At 71.4% G+C, this 17,845-nt stretch carries 13 protein-coding genes and 1 tRNA gene; 4 read left to right on the top strand and 10 right to left on the bottom strand.

What is annotated here, in order from left to right; translation table 11 throughout:
• Nucleotides 1-38: 38 nt before the first annotated feature.
• Both hutU and ID554_RS06090 read right to left on the bottom strand, forming a co-directional pair.
• A complete protein-coding gene (gene hutU / locus ID554_RS06095; protein ID WP_117229008.1) occupies nt 39-1,736 on the bottom strand; it encodes a urocanate hydratase in 1,698 nt (565 codons plus the stop codon).
• A gap of 13 nt (nt 1,737-1,749) precedes the next feature.
• Entirely contained in the window at nt 1,750-2,598 is an 849-nt protein-coding gene (locus ID554_RS06090; protein ID WP_117229009.1) for a MurR/RpiR family transcriptional regulator, read from the bottom strand.
• Between the two features lie 165 nt (nt 2,599-2,763).
• Here ID554_RS06090 and ID554_RS06085 point away from each other — a divergent pair, with 165 nt between their 5' ends.
• Nucleotides 2,764-4,611 carry a S1 family peptidase gene (locus ID554_RS06085; RefSeq protein WP_117229010.1) on the top strand — a complete coding sequence of 616 codons (1,848 nt, stop codon included), beginning with the start codon at nt 2,764-2,766 and terminating at the stop codon, nt 4,609-4,611.
• Between the two features lie 9 nt (nt 4,612-4,620).
• Here ID554_RS06085 and ID554_RS06080 read toward each other — a convergent pair whose 3' ends face one another.
• The 7 genes from ID554_RS06080 to ID554_RS06050 form a co-directional block, all read right to left on the bottom strand.
• Nucleotides 4,621-6,735: an acyltransferase family protein gene (locus tag ID554_RS06080; protein ID WP_117229011.1), complete on the bottom strand. Its 2,115-nt coding sequence runs from the start codon at nt 6,733-6,735 to the stop codon at nt 4,621-4,623.
• 69 nt (nt 6,736-6,804) lie between these two features.
• Nucleotides 6,805-8,151, bottom strand: a complete 1,347-nt coding sequence (locus tag ID554_RS06075) for an O-antigen ligase family protein (protein WP_117229012.1) — start codon at nt 8,149-8,151, stop codon at nt 6,805-6,807.
• A 1-nt stretch (nt 8,152) separates the two neighbouring features.
• Nucleotides 8,153-9,517, bottom strand: a complete 1,365-nt coding sequence (locus ID554_RS06070) for a lipopolysaccharide biosynthesis protein (protein ID WP_158573779.1) — start codon at nt 9,515-9,517, stop codon at nt 8,153-8,155.
• Complete coding sequence (locus ID554_RS06065) at nt 9,514-10,578, bottom strand: glycosyltransferase (protein WP_117229014.1); 1,065 nt, start codon at nt 10,576-10,578, stop codon at nt 9,514-9,516. The genes ID554_RS06070 and ID554_RS06065 overlap by 4 nt, the downstream gene beginning before the upstream one ends.
• On the bottom strand, nt 10,578-11,531 hold the full coding sequence (locus ID554_RS06060) for a glycosyltransferase family 2 protein (RefSeq protein WP_117229015.1): 954 nt from the start codon (nt 11,529-11,531) through the stop codon (nt 10,578-10,580). Before ID554_RS06060 ends, ID554_RS06065 begins: the two co-directional genes overlap by 1 nt.
• A gap of 146 nt (nt 11,532-11,677) precedes the next feature.
• Nucleotides 11,678-13,228, bottom strand: a complete 1,551-nt coding sequence (locus tag ID554_RS06055) for a sugar transferase (protein ID WP_223884454.1) — start codon at nt 13,226-13,228, stop codon at nt 11,678-11,680.
• A gap of 438 nt (nt 13,229-13,666) precedes the next feature.
• Nucleotides 13,667-14,749 (bottom strand): LCP family protein, encoded by a 1,083-nt coding sequence (locus ID554_RS06050; protein WP_117229016.1) that lies wholly within the window; start codon nt 14,747-14,749, stop codon nt 13,667-13,669.
• 123 nt (nt 14,750-14,872) lie between these two features.
• Between ID554_RS06050 and ID554_RS06045 the strand changes: the two genes are divergently transcribed.
• The 3 genes from ID554_RS06045 (at nt 14,873) to ID554_RS06035 (ending at nt 17,677) form a co-directional block, all read left to right on the top strand.
• Complete coding sequence (locus ID554_RS06045) at nt 14,873-15,706, top strand: O-methyltransferase (protein WP_117229017.1); 834 nt, start codon at nt 14,873-14,875, stop codon at nt 15,704-15,706.
• 4 nt (nt 15,707-15,710) lie between these two features.
• Nucleotides 15,711-16,529 (top strand): MOSC domain-containing protein, encoded by an 819-nt coding sequence (locus ID554_RS06040; protein ID WP_117229018.1) that lies wholly within the window; start codon nt 15,711-15,713, stop codon nt 16,527-16,529.
• 89 nt (nt 16,530-16,618) lie between these two features.
• Nucleotides 16,619-17,677 carry an expansin EXLX1 family cellulose-binding protein gene (locus tag ID554_RS06035; RefSeq protein WP_223884453.1) on the top strand — a complete coding sequence of 353 codons (1,059 nt, stop codon included), beginning with the start codon at nt 16,619-16,621 and terminating at the stop codon, nt 17,675-17,677.
• An 85-nt stretch (nt 17,678-17,762) separates the two neighbouring features.
• Here ID554_RS06035 and ID554_RS06030 read toward each other — a convergent pair.
• Nucleotides 17,763-17,845, bottom strand: a tRNA-Leu gene (locus tag ID554_RS06030).

Below are 17,845 nucleotides of genomic sequence, written 5' to 3'. Positions count from 1 at the left end.
TGCGGGGCTCCGCTTCGCTGCACTCCTCACGCTCACGCCTACTCCGCCATCGGGACGTGGACGCCGGTGCGGGCGGCGACCTCGCGGGCCGAGTCGTAGCCGGCGTCGACGTGCCGGATCACCCCCATCGCCGGATCGTTGGTGAGCACCCGCTCGATCTTCTGCCCGGCCGGCGCGGTGCCGTCGGCCACACAGACCTGACCGGCGTGCAGGGACCGGCCGATGCCCACTCCGCCGCCGTGGTGGATCGACACCCAGGACGCCCCGCTGGCGGTGTTGACAAGCGCGTTCAGCAGCGGCCAGTCGGCGATCGCGTCGGAGCCGTCGGCCATCGCCTCGGTCTCCCGGTACGGGCTCGCCACGCTGCCGCAGTCCAGGTGGTCGCGCCCGATCACCACCGGGGCACTCAGCTCACCGGAGGCGACCATCTCGTTGAACCGTACGCCCGCGACGTCCCGCTCGCCGTAGCCGAGCCAGCAGATCCGCGCCGGCAGGCCCTGGAAGGCGACCCGCTCGCCGGCCAACCGGATCCACCGGGCCAGCGACTCGTTCTCCGGGAACAGCTCCAGGACCGCCCGGTCGGTGGCCGCGATGTCGGCCGGGTCGCCGGAGAGCGCCGCCCACCGGAACGGTCCCTTGCCCGCACAGAACAACGGCCGGATGTACGCCGGCACGAAGCCGGGGAAGTCGAAGGCGCGCTGGTACCCGCCGAGCTGCGCCTCGCCCCGGATCGAGTTGCCGTAGTCGAAGACCTCCGCGCCGGCGTCCAGGAAGCCCACCATCGCCTCGACGTGCTTCGCCATCGACGCCCGGGCCCGGTCGGTGAACTCGGCCGGCGCCGTCGCCGCGTACTCCCGGGCGTCGGCCGGCTCCACCCCCTCCGGCAGGTACGACAGCGGGTCGTGGGCGCTGGTCTGGTCGGTGACCACGTCGATGGGCACGCCCCGGCGTAGCAGTTCGGGGAAGACCGTGGCGGCGTTGCCGACCACGCCCACGCTGAGCGCGCGACGATCCCGCTTCGCCGCGAGGACCCGCTCGACCGCGTCGTCCAGGTCGTCGGCGATCTCGTCCAGGTAGCGGTCGTGCACCCGGCGTTCCAGCCGGGTGCGGTCCACGTCCACGATCAGGCAGGCGCCGCCGTTCATGGTGACCGCCAGCGCCTGGGCGCCGCCCATCCCGCCGCACCCGCCGGTGAGCGTCACCGTGCCGGCCAGGGTGCCGCCGCTGCGCTGTTGCCCGTCACCACGGGCGCCGGCGAGCTTCTCGGCGACGGCCGCGAAGGTCTCGTAGGTGCCCTGGAGGATGCCCTGGGTGCCGATGTAGATCCACGAACCGGCGGTCATCTGGCCGTACATGGTCAGGCCGAGCTGCTCCAGGCGGCGGAACTCCGGCCAGGTCGCCCAGTCACCGACCAGGTTGGAGTTGGCCAGCAGCACCCGGGGCGCCCACTCGTGGGTCCGCAGCACACCGACCGGCCGACCCGACTGCACCAGCATCGTCTCGTCGTCACGCAGGTCGGTGAGCGTCCGCACCAGGGCGTGGTACGACGGCCAGTCCCGCGCGGCCTTCCCGGTGCCGCCGTAGACGACCAGGTCGTCGGGGCGTTCGGCGACCTCCGGGTCGAGGTTGTTCATCAGCATCCGCAGCGCGGCCTCCTGCTGCCAGCCACGGGCGGTGCGCTCGGTGCCGCGCGCGGCCCGGATGTGTCCGGGCGTGGTCGACGTGGATCGCGTCATAGCGGAACTCCCCCTAACCGAGGAACAACTGACGACGGGCGGCCGAGGTCTCGAACGCCTCCAGCCGCCGCTGGGTATCGGCCGGGGCGGCGTCACAGATCGCCTGGAGCAGCACCATGGCCAGGGTCATCGGAGCGGTGTGCAGGTCGAACACGAGCTGTGCGCCGACCGCCGCGGCCAGCACCACGTCGGCGTGCTCGGTCGCCGGGCTGACCGGCGAGTCGGTGATCGCGACCACGGTCAGCCCGGCGGACCGGGCCTCGCGCAGCGCGTCCAGCGTCTCCCGGGGATAACGAGGCAGCACGAACGCCAGCAGCGCGCCGGCCCCGGCCTCGGCCGCCTGCTCCACCCGGTCGGTGAGCAGGCTGCCCCCGTCGTCGAGCACCCGCACGTCCGGGTGCACCTTGGCGGCGAAGTACGCGAAGTACGCGGCCAGCGGCGCGGCGGCGCGCAGCCCGAGCACGGGCAGTGGCCGGCTGGCGGCCAGCAGCCGCCCGGTCTCGGCGATCCGGTCCCGGTCGGCGAGCTGCGCGGCCAGCCGGTCGAGGTTGCCCATCTCGGCGCGTACGGCCTGTTGGAGTTCGTTGCCGGCGGTGGCCGGACCGGGCGCGGCGGCGGTCAGCTCGCGCAACCGGCGACGCAGCGCCGGATAGCCGTCGTGGCCCAGCGCCACCGCGAACCGGGTGACCGACGGCTGGCTGACCCCGGCCAGCTCGGCGACCTCGGCGGCGGAGAGGTAGCCGACGGAGGGCGCGTGCTGCACCAGGCAGTGCGCGATGCGTCGTTGCGTCGGAGTCAGCCGGACCCCGTCGAACAGGCCGAGGACCCGCTCGGTCGGCGCCACGGTGACTCCGTCATTCACAGAGCGACTCTATGCATGAAAACTTTCACATAGCAACCCTTGCGTCTCCTCACCGGTCGTGACCTGCGCATTCGGGGCGGTTGCCGGCAGGGCGACCACCGGTGGCCCAGGCGAGATGCGGCGGGTCGATAGGATCCGCAGCGCGGTCGAGTAGAGGGAGTTGTCATGCAGCCGGACGGCCCCTACCGGTACACCCACCTGCTGGGCGGGTCGCCGGTCGGTAAGGCATGGGCGGCCATCGACGGGCAGGGCCGTTTCGTGACGGTGGTGGTGTTGGACGCCGCAGTCGCCGCCACCCCGGGCTGGCGCGAGGCGTTCGCCGGGATCGTCAACAACCTGGCGCAGGCCCCGGGCGGGTTGCCTTTCACGTACGCCGACTTCTCCGCCGCCGCCCCCTGGGTGGCCTACTCCGCCGACGTCGGGCCGGCCGCGGAGAAGCTCTTCCCGGCCCTCGGGGTCGACTACCAGCCCGTACCCACGCCTACCCCGCCGCCGGTGTCGAGTCCGCCCGTGCCGGTGTCCGGTGCCCCGCACCCGATCTCTGGCCCGCCGCAACCGATCTCCGGTGCGCCGCAACCGGTCTCCGGCACGTCGACGCAGCCCGGTCCAATCCCCACGCAGCCGGTCTACGCCGATCCTGTCTCGGGCGCACCGACCTCGCCGGGCCTCGGTGCGGCCCTCGACGATCCGCCGCAGCACGACCCGTTCACCGCCCCGGCGCGCCGAATTCAGCCCTCGGCACCGCCCAAGCGGCAGACCGGCCTCTGGGTCGCGGTCGCCGCGCTGCTCCTGGCCGCGGTCGCCGGTGGCGGCGCAGGCGTCTGGGCCATCTCGGCGAGCGGGTCCGACCCCGCGACGCCAGCCCCCGCCCCGACCGCCACTCCGCCCGCACCGGGACTCAAGCCATGGGCGGAGAGCACGCCGCGCAGCGCGGAGGAGCGCACCCTAGCCACTGCGGTACCCTCGATGGTCTTCCTGGAGGCCGTCCTCACCGGCTTCATCCGCAACCGGCAGGACAACGCGCTGCTGCACCCGGAGCCGTTCACCTTCAGCCGCCGCTGCACGGGGTTCGTGGTCAACAACGACGGTCACGTGCTCACCAACGGGCAGTGCGTGCAGCCCACCCCGGACATCCTGCTCGAACACGCGCTCGGTTCGTTGGCCGACACCCTGGTGGCGGACGGCGAACTGAAGGCCGCCGAGGTCCGCGGTTTCGTCCGGGCCAGGCAGGCGAGCAGCGTCTTCACCGGACTCGAGCCCGGTACACAGCCGGCGGCTACCCTGCACGGACAGCTGAACGTGGCGAAGGGTGACCTCAAGGACGGCCCGGCGATCCCCGGTACCGTCGTCCGTGCGCTCAGCCTTGACGAGGGCAACCTGGCACTGGTCAAGCTCGACCAGGCGAACCTGCCCGCCGTGGAGCTGAACACGTCGGCCGCGATCACCGCCGGGACGGCGTTGCACGCGCTCGGCTACGGCACCACCGACACCGACTACCGATCCGCCGCCTACCAGGTCCTGGCCAAGCCGGTGCAGGTGACCGAATTGGACGTCGAGTCGTTCACCTACCGCATCAACGAGGACATCGGCTCCTCGTCCCGAGGCGGCATCGTGATCGACGGGCAGGGGCGGGTGGTCGGGATGCTCGACAACGACCTGTTGCAGCCCGACCGGCCGAACCGTCTCGTTGTCCCGGTCTCCCGGATGACCGGGCTCCTCGCCGCCGCCGGTGTCGAGCACACCCTCGGCGAGCCGGACCGGCTCTACCGCAGCGCCCTGGACGCGTACTTCGGTGACGACGAGGCCAAGGCCGCCACCCGGTTCGCCGAGGCGGCGGAGGCGGCGCCGACGAACGCGTTGGCGCAGGCGTACCGGGAGGCATCCGTCGCGGCCGGTGGCGAGGTGCAGTCCCGGCCCGGCTGGGCGGTACCGCTGCTCGTCGCGGCCGGAGTCGCCCTGGTGGGTGGGCTCGTCGTGCTGGTCCTGCTGCGGCGGCGACCTAACGTACGGTAGCGCTCGGGCCTATTCGGTCGACGGCTGACCGAGGACCGGGGTCAGCGCGTCGTCGAACAGCGGGCTCAGCCGGCGGGCATAGTCTGCCGTGACGTGGTTGCCGTCGCGTCGGACGATGACGCCGCCGATGAAGATGGGGCAGCGCCCGGAGAGACAGAACCAGTCCGTGGTGGGGATGTACCACGAGCCCTTACCGCCCCAGACTCTCCGGTCGGCCTCGGCGTACGACCGGTACTCCTCCGAGAGCGTCGAGACGCAGTCGCGGGGCACGGAGAGTCGGGTGATGCAGGTCTTCGGATCAGGGCCGAGCGGCGGCGGTTGCAGGGCCACCACGCGGCCCGCCGCACCGAGCCACCTCTCCTTGGCGGTGCGGGCGGCCTGCTCCCACTCGGCCAGCGACGGGTTCCCGCCGGTGTCGGCGAACCGCTGCCGGTAGGCGTTGCTGAGGATCACCAGATCGGGCCGGCTGTTCTCGATGACGGTACGTACCGCCCGCCGGTGACCGGGGCACGCCTCGGTGATGCTCGCGGTCGGTGACACCGTGTCCGAGGCGAGGAAGGGGCAGCCGGCGTAGGTCAGGTCCCGCACCTCCCACCCGTCCGGTTCGAGCACCCGCCGCACCAAAGGCAGCCAGGCACTGCCGATCGAGTCTCCGACGACGACCGCCAGCCTGCGGGGGCGCGGCGTGACGGTGCAGTCGTTGCCCTCCGGGACCGAGGGCCGACAACCCTGGCCATCCCCGCGCGTGAATCCCAGAGTGTCCAGTTCGCCCGGAGGAGGGGTCAGCACCGGCCAGTCGGCGGCGTCGAGTGCCGCCCCGATCTGCTGCGACAGCTCCCGCTGCGAGGCGACCACCGCCACCTCCGGTACGACCTGCGGCGACGACGAGGTACGGACTGCCACCGTGCCCACCGAGACCGTGACTGCGGCCAGCGCCACCAGGCTGGCGGCGCGGCGGAAGCGGGCCACGCCGGTGAGCTGTCGAGGCGTGCCCGGAGGCCGCCGCTCCAGCCAGGACGATCGGCGGACCGGATTCTCCACCAGGTGATAGGAGAGGACCGATAGCGCCGCCGTGCCGACGAGCGTGAGTACCGCGACGATGTGTCCACCGGCCGGCAGAGCGGCCCCGATCAGGATGAGCAGCGGGAAGTGCCACAGGTAGAGCGAGTAGGAGAGGTCACCGACGTACCCGACCGCTCGGTTGGTCAGCGGGAACATCAGCCGCTGGCCACCCACGCCCCCGGCGATGACCAGGGCCGTCGAGATCACCGCCAGGAAGGCGCCTGGGACCGGGAAGGGCGACTGCGCGGTGATGACGAGCACCGAGACGACCAAGCCGGTCAGGCCCAGCCATTGGTATGCCGGGCGAGCCGGGGTCGGAATCCGGGCCAGCAGCGGCGCCGCCACCGCGAGCAGCGCCCCCACCCCGAGTTCCCAGGCGCGGGAGAAGGTCGAGAAGTAGGCGACAGTCGGGCGTTGACCGACCTCCCACATGGCGAACGCGATAGAGCCGACGACCACGGCCGCCAGCACCACACCGACCGCCCACCGGGACCGGCTGCCGTACCCGCCCCGTCGGGCGGCCAGGCCGAGCACCGCCACCAGCAGTACCGGCCAGACCAGGTAGAACTGCTCTTCGACGGAGAGCGACCAGTAGTGCCGTAACGGCGAGACCGGCCCGTCGGTCTGCCAGTAGTCCGTGCCGGCGGCCGCGAAGCGCCAGTTGGCCGCGAAGAGTCCGGCCCAGAGTGCGTCCCAGGCCGTCGCGCGCACCCGCTCGCCGAGGAACAGCAGCGACGACGCGAGGTAGGTGCTCGCCAGGACGAGCATCGCCAGCGGCAGGATGCGGCGGACCCGGCGCCGGTAGAAGTCCGCGAAGGAGATCCGTCCTCTCCGGTCGTGCTCGTCGAGCAGCAGGCCGGTGATCAGGAAACCGGAGACGACGAAGAAGACGTCGACGCCGACGAAACCGCCGGCCGGCCACCCGAAGACGTGTTCGAGGATCACCACCACGACCGCGAAGGCGCGCAATCCCTGGATGTCCTGGCGGAAACCCGAGCCGGGCGCCGGCGGTCGCCGAGCGGCGGCCCGATGAACCGGCGCCGTGACGGAGCCTGACGACATCGGGTCCTTCCTCACACCAGCGGACGTGCGGCCCGCAAGGACCGTGGCGGAGACCGGTCCGGTGTCCGGTCAGTCACGCGCCTCGGTGGGGGCGCTGCCGGAGGCCGGCCGGCCGGTCATCCGGCGGAGCCTGGTCAGCGCACTCGGCCGCGGGTCGGCCGTCGCGTCGACCGGGACGGGGCCGGTCGATCCTAGCGCGGACCCGGTCAGCACCATCAGGACGAAGATCCAGGTGAGTCCGTCGACCGAGAGCGGGTTCCAGACCACCTCGGTGAACGAGTAGATCACGAAGAGTGCCACCGGCGCCTTGGCGGAGAATGCCCGGCCGTCGACGACCGGAGCGCGAAGCAGCGTGGCCAGCAGCAGGCCCCACAGGGTCAGCGCGACGAAGCCGCCGGAGAAGATGGCGAGCACGTAACCCGAGTGGAAGAAGTGGTGCGGTGCCTCGCCGATGTCCCTCAGGTAGTACCACTTGGAGACGCCCACGCCGGTGCCTTCCGAACCGGCGATGTACTCCCGCGCATGGATCCAGATGTTGCCCCGGTTGCTCAGGGTGGTCTTGGAGGCGCTCCAGGCCAGATAGGTGGCAACGGCGACGGCGCCAACGACCAGCGGCACACAGAGGACGAAGTGGATCCTCTGGTACGGCCGCCGCCACTCCATCATCCACGCACCGAGCACCCACACGCCGACGGCGGCCAGCGCCAGGTAGCTGGTCCGGGACCCGGTCGCCACGATGACCAGCAGGCAGAACGTCACCACCGCCCACCGCTCGGCCCGGCGCAGCGCGCAGACGGCGGCGACCAGCGTGAACGAGGTGATCAGAGCGATGTAGTTCTCGGAGTCGTAGAAACTCTTGAACAGGCCGCCCGCCAGCGAGCACTTCTCCAACTGGCCATCGGTGCAGGCCCGCCAAGCCTGTCCGTACACGGCCGTCGGAATGGTGAGCAGGGACAGGACGGCCAACCCGGTGTAGGCCATCGCGCCGAGGCTCACCGGAGCACCGGCCGCCAGCAACCAGACCGCCACCAACAGCAGACCGGCGGCGGCGTACGCCGGCAGTCGTGACCCGTACACGCCGTCACCGGTGAGAACGTCGACGCCGACGCACCAGACGAGCACTGCCCCGGCCAGCCCCAGGCAGATCCGTCGCCAGATCTCGGGCGGACCGGCCAGCCGTCCACGGTGTACGACGAGCAACCAGACGACGAGGGCGAACACCAGCACGCCAATGAGCGCCGACGAGTGGTCACCGGCCAGTACGGGCGCGGCGTTCGCGAGCGCCGCGAATCCGATGAGCGCGACGGCGGTCGACGCACCGCCGAAGCTGGCGGCGACCGCCTGACGTGCGTACACCAGCCAGCCGGCCACCGCGAGGCCCGCAGCGCTCAGCAGGACACCGAAGAGTGTGGTCACCTCAGACCCTTTCCCTGGGACGTGGTGCGGGAGGCGTGCCCGCAGTGTCGCGGCGGACGGCGACGGCGAGACATCCCCAAAGCAGTACGGCGAGCAGCGCGTCACAGGCCAGGCTGGAGTAGATGGCACCCTGCCAGCCGTACGCCGGAATGAGCCACAGGTTGAGCAGGACGTTCAGCACGCCGACGCCGATCTGGCAGATCGTCCGTCGCCCCTGCATCCGGGCTCCGGACAATGCGTCCGCGGCAAGGTAGTGCAGCGACTTGAGCACCAGCAGCGCGCTCAAACCCTGGACCGCCGGAACGGCTGCCTCGAAGTCGGCACCGAACACCAGCGGCATCATCCACGAGAAGGCGACCAGCAGCAGGCTCACCGGCACGCTGAACGCCAGGAAGCGCGGCAGCAGCCCACGGGCCATCCGCAGGGCCGCCCGAGGGCCGTTCCGGCCTGCCTCGAAGAAGCGGGGGTAGGCGATCGCGCTCATCGACCGGGCCGGTGTATACGCCAGGTCGACCACCCGGTAGGCCGCAGCGTAGATGGCGGCGCTTTCGGGGGTGCCCAAACGTGACAACATGACCTTGTCGACGTCGTTGTAGACCGACTGGGCAGACAGCCCGACGGCGAAGAGCATCCCGGTCCGGGCCTGCCGGAGCGAACCCCGGACGCTGATCACGTGCCGGCCGCCGCCGCGTAGGCCGCCCAGGATCACCGTCAGGCACACGACGACGGACAGCACCACGGATGTCACTGCCCAGTCGTGCAGCGTGATCGGTCCCCCGGCGACGGTCAGCACCACGGCGCCGGCCAGCCGACAGACGTGCAGCAGGGCTGGGATCAGCGCGGCGAGCAGGATCCGACCGCGTACCTGGATCGACGCGGCCACGGCCTCGATGAGTCGCCAGGCGACCAGGTCGGCGAAAGCCAGACAGAGCAGGTCCACCAGCCCGACGTCGGCGCCCCAGATGGCCAGTCCCGCGGCGGCGACCAGGACGGTGGCCCCGGAGCCGAAGACTGTGGACAGGAACATCCCACGAACGAGGTGGCGAGGCCAGTCGCCCGGCGCGTCCGCGTAGTTTTGCATGATCAGACTCGGTGTGCCGGCCGACGCGAAGGGCGAGACCACCGCGACCAGCGCGGTGACACCGACGAACAGACCGTAGGTGTTGATCGGCATCTCCCGCGCCAGCAGCACGAAGAGTGCCCCCTGGGCGAGGGTGCGCAGCAGGGTGCCGGTGAAGAACGTGCCGGACTTGCGCAGGAAGCCGTCGCCTCGCCGGGCGCGGAACGACATCCGCCGGCCGTGCCCTGGGCGGTCGGTGCGCGCGTCGGCGATCGGCCGTGCGGCGTCCCCGGGAACCGCCGTCACGTCAACGCCTCCACCCACCGGCCACCGGCCACGGCCGGGTCCAGTTCGGTGCATCGGGCCTGCCACGCCTTCTCGAAGTCCGCGACGCCCGGGCGCCCGTCGCCGGTCAGCCGCACGATCGCGGCGGCCAGCGCCTCGGCCGAGGTGTCCGCCGCCAGCGTGCCCGGCACGAAGGTCGGGATCATCTCGTCCAGGGCGGGCACCGGCAGCGCGGCGACGGGCAGCCCGGCCTCGGCGGCCTCCACAAGGCTGAAGCCGAACGTCTCGGCGCGGGACGGATGGACGAGCACGTCCGCCTGCGTCAGGAGACGGGCCACCGTCGGCACCCGGCCGAGGAAGGTCGTACGGTCCTGCAACCCGAGCCGGCGCACCGCGTCGTGCAGCAGGTCGCGCTCCTCCCCGTCGCCGGCGAGTGTCAGGTGGTAGTTCTTTGGCAGCAGGGCCAGCGCTTCGAGCGCGCAGGAGTGGTTCTTGTACGGCCGGAAGGCGGCCGTGGCGAGCAGGTCGATCCGCGCCCGGTCCGCCACCTCGCGTGGCGCGACGAACGGCTTGGCCGGCATCGGGTTGGGGATCGTCACCACCGGCTGCCCGGGAGCGAGTCGCCGGACGGTCCGCGCGACACCGTCGGAGACGGCGACGACGAGTCGGGGCCGCAACCCGCGGGCCCGGGCCACCCGGGAGAGCATCCGGACCCGGCCGTCGATGCGCAGCCGCTCCGGCAGCAGTGAGTGTTCCCAGGCGACGTAGTCGCGATTGGTGCCGGCCAACGCGGCACCGACCGGAACGCTGCCCCAGAGACCGCTCGCCACGATCTGCGCGTCCGCCGGGAGCCGTTGCAACCGGCGTCGTAGCGGCGGAACCGCCTCCATCAAGCGGGTGATCCGGGTGCCGAGCCCGAGCGTGTCCATCACCAGGTCGCCCAGAGTGGCCGGGACCGGGCCCGACACCACCGTGGCCGACACCTCGACGCCCTGGTCCTGCATGCCTCGCATCAGCAGCGCGGCGGCGAGTTCCATGCCGTACAGCGGTTCCAGTTGAGGGAGTACGAAGTGCAGACGCATCACTGCGGCCCACCCGTCGGCACGCCGCCGGTGGCCCGGGATCCGCGCATCGCCACCCGTTCGAGCGCGGAGCGTGGCACGAGGCCGAGCACCGCGAGAGCGGTGTTGCTCGCCGACGGTGCGGAGTTGCGGCGGATGGCACGCACCATCTCGCGTACGCCCTCGCGGTCGCGGGCCTGCAGCGCGTACCGCAACGTTTGTGCGGTGACGAAGTCGGCGAAGGTCTCCGGTGCCCAGACGCCCTCCCAGCGCTGGCCCCAGGCCCAAGAGGTACGCCAGTCGGCACCGGCCGAGATGGAGCCGGGGCTGCCCACCGTGTAGACGGCGGTCGCCTCCTCGATCTGCACGATTCTCGCACCCGGCACTCGGGCCGCCCGGACGAGCCAGTCCCAGTCCTGGTGCCGGGGCAGCGACTCGTCCCACGGGCACTGGGTGGCCAGTGTCATGGTCGTCAGCAGCGTCGAGGTGGGCAGTGACTGGCGTGCCACGCCGAGCTGCCGTCGACGGAACAGGTAGTCCTCCGGTCGCTGACCTTCGGCGATCAGCGCGCGCGGCACGGCGGAGGGGAGCGGACTGCCGCCTGCCTTGCGCTGTAGCGTCCGCGACGACACCACCGGCAACCAGCCCTCGCCAGCCAGCCGTTCCAGGACGGGCAGTTGAGCGGCCAGTTTGCCGGGCATCCACGCGTCGTCGTCGTCGAGGAAGGCCACGTGGCTGCCCGGAGCGGCGTGTCGCACGCCCAGGTTGCGGGCGTGGGATCCGCGTCGTCCACCGCCGGTGCAGACGATCTCGTCGATCTGGCCACGCAACTCGGTCACGCTGGCCGGTACCTCGGCCAGATCGCACACGACGACCACGTGCACCGAGACGCCTCGCTGCGTGCGGGCGGTGGCGACGGCCTCGGTGAGGCTGGGCCTGCCCGTCGTCGGGATGACTACCGAAACGTCCGGCATCGGGATTTCTCCAAGCAGTTCGGCCGCGCGTCGAGGGGCGGAGCCGGTGGGTTCAGGGGCACGTCGGCGAGGGGTCGCCGGCCGGGATCGGGGCGATCAGGCTGCCCGTCCGGGTCCGGGCGACGGCACGGACTATGACAGATCGCTCAGCGACCACCACCGCGGAACACCTCGGCCACGGTCCGCAGGAGCACCTTGGCGTCCAGCCACAGTGACCAGTTCTCGATGTAGTAGTTGTCGAAGCGGGCTCGATCGGAGATCGGCGTGTCGCCTCGCAGGCCGCTGACCTGTGCAAGGCCGGTGAGACCCACCGGCACCCGGTGACGCATGGCATAGCTGGGATACTCGGCGGAGAACTTCTCCACGAAGTATGGGCGCTCGGGACGCGGCCCGACCACACTCATGTCGCCCTTGAGGATGTTCCAGAGCTGAGGCAGTTCGTCCAGGGACGTACGCCGGAGGAAACGCCCGATCGGGGAGACCCGCCGGTCGTGCGCGATCGACCAGTTGGTCTGCGACTCCTGCTCGTTGCGCGGTCGCATTGTGCGGAACTTGATGATGTCGAAGGGCCGACCGTGCCGGCCGATGCGTTCCTGCCGGAAGAAGACGCCGCGTCCGCCGTCGACGAACGCGAGCGAGGCGCAGAGCAGCAGAATCGGGCTGAGCAACAGCAGGGCCGAGCCGGCGAAGAGCACGTCGGAGGCGCGCTTGAGTGCCCAGTGCGGCCCGGAGAGGATGGTGTCGCCCACCTTGACGATCGGGATGGCGCCGATGTGGTCGCCGTGGGACCGGGAGCCCCAGAGCCGGGGGGCCGCCCACAGGTCGCAGGGGGCGACCGTCGGCTGCCGGAGGATCTCCATCAGCACCAGTTCGGGACAGTCCGGATCGGCGACGATCAACACGTCGCACTCGGTCAGCCGGACCAGGTGCCCGAGCTGGTCGAGCGTCCCGATCACGGGCACCGTGGACGAGGTCGACGGTGACGGGCTGTCGACGTGCCCGACGAACCGCAGCCCGTAACGGGGGTATCGGCGCAGCAACCGGGCCAGCTCCACAGCGGTGGGACCGCTGCCGATGATGATGGCGTTGTGCTCCACCCAGCGGCGACGGCGGGCCAGGGTGGCGATCTCCCGGGTGAGCAGGCGTCCGGCCAGCACCAGGACGGCGGCGGCGGCCATGCCGCGAATGAACCCGACGAGGTACTGCGGGGAGTCGTGGCGCAGCGCCGCGATGATCACGACGATCGCGGAGGAGGCCAGCAGCCGGCCGCACAGGCTCGGCAGTTCGTCGAGGATGCTCACGTGGCGGCGGGCGCGGTAGAGCCCTCCGGCGGCGAAGACTGCCACCGTCAGGGCGGTCATCATGAGGGTACCGCGCCAGTACTGCTGAGTGACGGCGAGTGGCGACAACAGCGCGGCGACGTCGACCGGCGCGGTCAACATCCACGCACGCAGACCCCGGGTACGGGCCGAAGCGGGGGAACCTGTATACGGCAGCACTGTGGTCACGTCGAGGTCGGGCCTCGGGTCGGTGTTCTCCGCCGTCGACGCGGTCGGGACCTCGGTCGTCTCGGTCACCTGCGGTACGCGGCCCTCGTGCTCCGGATCTACTGCCGGAGGCTGCTCGTCCAGGATCGACATCCCCACGTCGTCGGGCACGTTCGTGGTCGGACAGCCCACGACAGGTTGCCTCGACATGTCCAGTTTCTCTCCCCCGTGGAGTGACCGCCGTTGGCGTCGGAGCCACCGGAGCGAACGCAGGATACGGCCGCCCTGGCGACAGCCGCCAGACCCGGTGGGCCAATAGATGAGCTACTTTCCGGCTACCACCGGGGATACGGTGCGGCCTGCCTGTTCGACGAGGACCTGCGTCCCAAACCGGCGTACGCGGCACTTGTCGACGAGCTCGGCCGGCTGAACGGACCGACCGTGACCCCCACCGAGACACGTCGAACGGTATGCCCCGGTCGGTCTTCGGTCGCCCGGTCGTGCCCCGGGCGAAGTGGCGGCGGCGCTACACGGCGCAGCAGCACGATTCACGACCAACTTCACACCAGCCGGCTACTAATTAACGAGACATAACACTAGGGCGTCTGTGGTGCGGCGTGCCCGACCGGAACGCCGCACCACGTCCGGTCACTTGTTGTCGGCCCCGTCGATGATGTCCTGCACGGAGTCCCGACGCACCGCCGCATAGAACGTGTCGACCCGCTTGTCGTCGGCGAACACGACGCTCTCCGAGCCGACCCGCCCGGTGCCCTTGGTCGGGCTGGTCACGAACGTGAGGTTCCGGCCGCGCAGGTTGCGGTTCTCGGTGGCCATGTCGACCAGGGACAGGTCATTGTCCATCGAGAGCGAGCCGGAGGTGGCCTGGAGGAAGGAGTTCAGCCGGGCCGGGTTGGTGAGCAACCCACCGGAGGTGGCCTTGTCCATGATCGCCTTGATCACCTGCTGCTGGTGCCGGATCCGGGAGAAGTCGCCGTCGGCGAACTGCTTGCGCTGACGGGAGTAGTCCAGAGCCGCCTCGCCGTCCATCTTCTGCGGACCGGCCTGGAAGGTGCGGAACGGCGGATGGATCGAGGTGAACTGCTTCTCCGAGTTCACCTCGATCCCGCCGAGCGCGTCGATGATCTCCTTGAAACCGGCGAAGTCGACCATCACCACGTGGTCGACGCGGACCTTGGTGAACTGCTCCACGGTCTGCACCATCAGCGGCACCCCGCCCCAGGCGTACGCGGCGTTGATCTTCGCATCCCGTCCTCCGCGGCCTTCCGCGGACCGGGGCACGCTGACCCAGGTGTCCCGGGGGATCGAGATGAGCTGCGCGCTCGACCGGTCCGCAGGCAGATGCGCCAGGATGATGGTGTCCGTGCGGGAGCCGGACGAACTGTCCGGATCGCGCGAGTCGCTGCCCAGGATCATGATGTTCATCGCGTCCTTCGCCACCACCTGCGGACGCGACTCCTGCGGAACTCCCACGAAGGCGTCGAGCCGGTCGATGTCGGATTCGACCGAGCGCAGGTACAACGCCCCCGCGATCGTGCCGGCTCCGCCGAGCAGCGCCACCACCAGGAAGCTGATCAGGGCGATCCGACGCCAGCGGCGTTTGCCCCGCGGCGCGTCGCCGGTCGATGACGGCTGCCCCTCGGTGGTCTGCTCGGGCGGTGTGCCGACGGCGGTCGTGGTGTCGGGTTCGACCGGGTCGTGGCGCTGCTGCATGGGGGGATGCTACTGATTCCGGAGAGTTGCTCGCATACCCCCATCGGGCCGTTCGCGTTCCGGAAGAAAGGGTAAATGTCGTACGCGGTATCGGTGTTTCCCTCCGTCTGGTAGAACCCTGACGTGGACGCCGTCAAGCTGCGTCGGGCCATCGCCCGTACCCGCCTCGCCCCCGTGGCCGCCTTCCCGAAACGACTGGTCGCGGTCGCCCGCCACGACGCGCGGGTGCTCCGTACGTCGGCCCGCTGGTTGGTCGCCTCGCGGGAGCACCACAACTACACGTACGAGCTGACCAAGCTCAGCCGCAGCCATCTCGCCTGGTTCGTCAGCGTCGTCTGCGACCTGCCGGTGAAGCAGGTGCGCGGCTACCTGAAGGAGATCGAGGCGGACGACGCGCTGCGGCAGCACATCGCCTCGGCCACCGCTGGTGCGGCCCGTCGCGGGCTGGCCGACAAGCAGGTCCGGTACGCCCGCCGGGTCGGCTGGTACGCGATCGTCCGGGCCCGCAAGCCGAAGCACATCGTGGAGACCGGTGTGGACAAGGGCCTGGGCAGTTGCGTACTCGCCGCCGCCCTGCTGCGCAACGCCGCCGAGGGCCACCCCGGCCGGGTCAGCTCGATCGACATCAACCCGGAGGCCGGCTACCTCGCGCGGGTCGCGCCCTGGTCGGGGGTGATCGACCTGGTGGTCGGCGACTCCGTCGAGTCGATCGGCGCCCTGGACCGGCCGGTCGACCTGTTCCTGCACGACAGCGACCACAGCCGTGTCTACGAGAAGCGCGAGTTCGACGCCGTCGAGCCGAAGCTGGCGCCGGGGGCGATTCTGCTCACCGACAACGTCACGCACACCAACGTGCTGGCCGACCACGCCGAACGGACCGGCCGCCGGTTTCTCGCCTACCGGGAGACGCCGGCCAACCACTGGTACCCCGGCGACGGTATCGGGGTGGCGTGGTGACCGGGTGTGGTTGACCGAGATCAGCACCTATCCGATCAAGGGCTGCCGGCGGCTCGGCCACGCCGAGGTCGCCGTGGCGCCGTGGGGCCTCGACGGCGACCGACGCTGGATGGTCGTGGACGCCGAGGGCATCGGCGTCACCCAGCGCGAGGCCACCGCGTTGGTCCGGGTGCACGCCCGACCCGGCCCCGACGGGCTGTTGCTGCACGCCGACGGGCAACCCGACCTGCCGGTGCCTGAGCCGGTCGGCGCCACCCCGGTGGCGGTACGCACCTTTCGCCGACGGCTCTTGCGGGTCGACGCGCTCCCCGCCGGTCCGGCCGCCGATGCCTGGCTCAGTGCGGTACTGGACCGGCCGGTCCGCCTGGTCTGGCTGGCTGAGCCGGCCCGGCACATCGAACCGGGCCGCAGGAAGCACGACCCGGGGGACCGGGTCAGCTTCGCCGACGCGTACCCGGTGCTGCTGACCAGCACCGCGTCGCTGGCCGCGCTCGGCGACTGGCTCACCGCGGCGGGCGCGGCACCGGTGCCGATGGCCCGGTTCCGGCCCAACCTGGTCGTCGACGGCGCCCCGGCCTGGGCGGAGGACGGCTGGGAGGGGCGAGAGCTGCGGATCGGCGGCGTCGCGTTCCGGGCCGCCGGCCCGTCGGCCCGCTGCCTGGTCACCACCACCGACCAGGAGACCGGGGTACGCGGCCGGGAACCGTTGCGCACCCTCGCCCGGCACCGCAACATCGGGCGCCAGCTGCTGTTCGGGCTGAACGTCGTGCCGCAGGAGTCCGGGCGGCTCACGGTCGGTGACCAGGTGCGACCGGCCGGTTGAGCAGCGCTGCCCGGTCCCGCTGATCTTCGTCTTAGCTTTTGCTTAGGTCGCTTGTCCGATCCGGTGGCCGTCCGGCAGCATCGGTCCGTGTGACCGACGGAACCGACGGCCCCGCCGGCCGAGCCCGCACCCGGCGTCCCAAGCTGGGCCGCTGGCTGGCCGGTGGGGCCGTGGCGACGCTCGCCACGGTTCTCGGCCTCAGCCTCGCGCTGCGGTCGGGTGCCGCGCCCACCTGCGCCGCGCCGGCCCGAGCCGCTGCCGCGCCGGTCGCCGCCGTGTTGCTCGCCCCGCCCGCCGCCGGCACCCTGAACAAGGGAAAATCGACCTTCTACGACTCGAAGGGCGAGGGCGGCAACTGCTCCTACCCGGCGGCCCCCGCCGACCGCCTCTACGTCGCCCTCGGCCCCAGCGAGTACGCCGACGGCGCGGCCTGCGGCGGCTACCTCGACGTGACCGGGCCCAAGGGCAAGGTGCGTGTCATGATCATGGACCAGTGCCCGGAGTGCGCGCCCGGCCACATCGACCTGTCCCGGGAGGCGTTCGCCCGGATCGCCGACCCGGTGCAGGGCATCGTGAACGTCAGCTACCGCCTGGTGGTCGACCCGCCGCTGGCCGGTCCGCTCACCTTCCGGATCAAGGAAGGGGCGTCGCAGTACTGGTTCGCCGTGCTGGTCGCCGGACACGGCAACCCGCTGCGCGCGGTCGAGGTGCGCCAGGGCGGCTCGGGCGGCTGGCGGGCGGCCGCTCGGGAGAGCTACAACTACTGGCTGATCGACTCCGGCGCCGGCCCCGGGCCGTACCAGATCCGGGTGACCGACACCCGCGGACACCGGGTGACCGCCACCGGCGTCCGGATGTCTCCGGGCCAGGTCCAGCGCTCCACGGTCCGGATGTACGGCGGCACGACGGGCGGTACGACCGGCGCGTCGCCGTCGGCCAGCCCGAAGCCGCGCGCCAGCGCCACCCCTCGCCCGACCCCGTCCGCCTCGACCACGCCACCGGCCGAGACCACGCCACCGGCCGAGACCACGCCACCGGCCGAGACCGCGACCCCGGTCGAGCCCGCGACCCCAGCCGCGCCGACCACCGATCCGGGGGACCTGCCGCCCGTGCCGGTGGCCGCCGCGTCGCCGGGCTGCGGTACCTGACGTCCCCGCTCGCCCGTCAGCGGCGTGGACCCTCCGCCGCGCCGTCGGTCAACCCGAGCCACATCGGCGGCTACGGGTCGGTCGGTGCGGGAGGGGGGATTCGAACCCCCACGTCCTTTCGGACAATAGGACCTAAACCTACCGCGGCTGCCGTTACGCCACTCCCGC

Origin of the sequence: Micromonospora craniellae (genome assembly GCF_014764405.1) — a bacterium.
GTDB classification, from domain to species: Bacteria; Actinomycetota; Actinomycetes; order Mycobacteriales; family Micromonosporaceae; genus Micromonospora; species Micromonospora craniellae.
The sequence above is the reverse complement of the archived record's forward strand: the minus strand, read 5'-3'. Positions and strand labels throughout refer to the sequence as shown.

Excerpts from the sequence above, each read along its gene's own strand:
- hutU (WP_117229008.1), bottom strand. The coding sequence starts at position 1,736 with ATGACGCGATCCACGTCGACCACGCCCGGACACATCCGGGCCGCGCGC.
- ID554_RS06085 (WP_117229010.1), top strand. The coding sequence starts at position 2,764 with ATGCAGCCGGACGGCCCCTACCGGTACACCCACCTGCTGGGCGGGTCG.
- ID554_RS06080 (WP_117229011.1), bottom strand. The coding sequence starts at position 6,735 with ATGTCGTCAGGCTCCGTCACGGCGCCGGTTCATCGGGCCGCCGCTCGG.
- ID554_RS06065 (WP_117229014.1), bottom strand. The coding sequence starts at position 10,578 with ATGCGTCTGCACTTCGTACTCCCTCAACTGGAACCGCTGTACGGCATG.
- ID554_RS06060 (WP_117229015.1), bottom strand. The coding sequence starts at position 11,531 with ATGCCGGACGTTTCGGTAGTCATCCCGACGACGGGCAGGCCCAGCCTC.
- ID554_RS06055 (WP_223884454.1), bottom strand. The coding sequence starts at position 13,228 with ATGTCGAGGCAACCTGTCGTGGGCTGTCCGACCACGAACGTGCCCGAC.
- ID554_RS06050 (WP_117229016.1), bottom strand. The coding sequence starts at position 14,749 with ATGCAGCAGCGCCACGACCCGGTCGAACCCGACACCACGACCGCCGTC.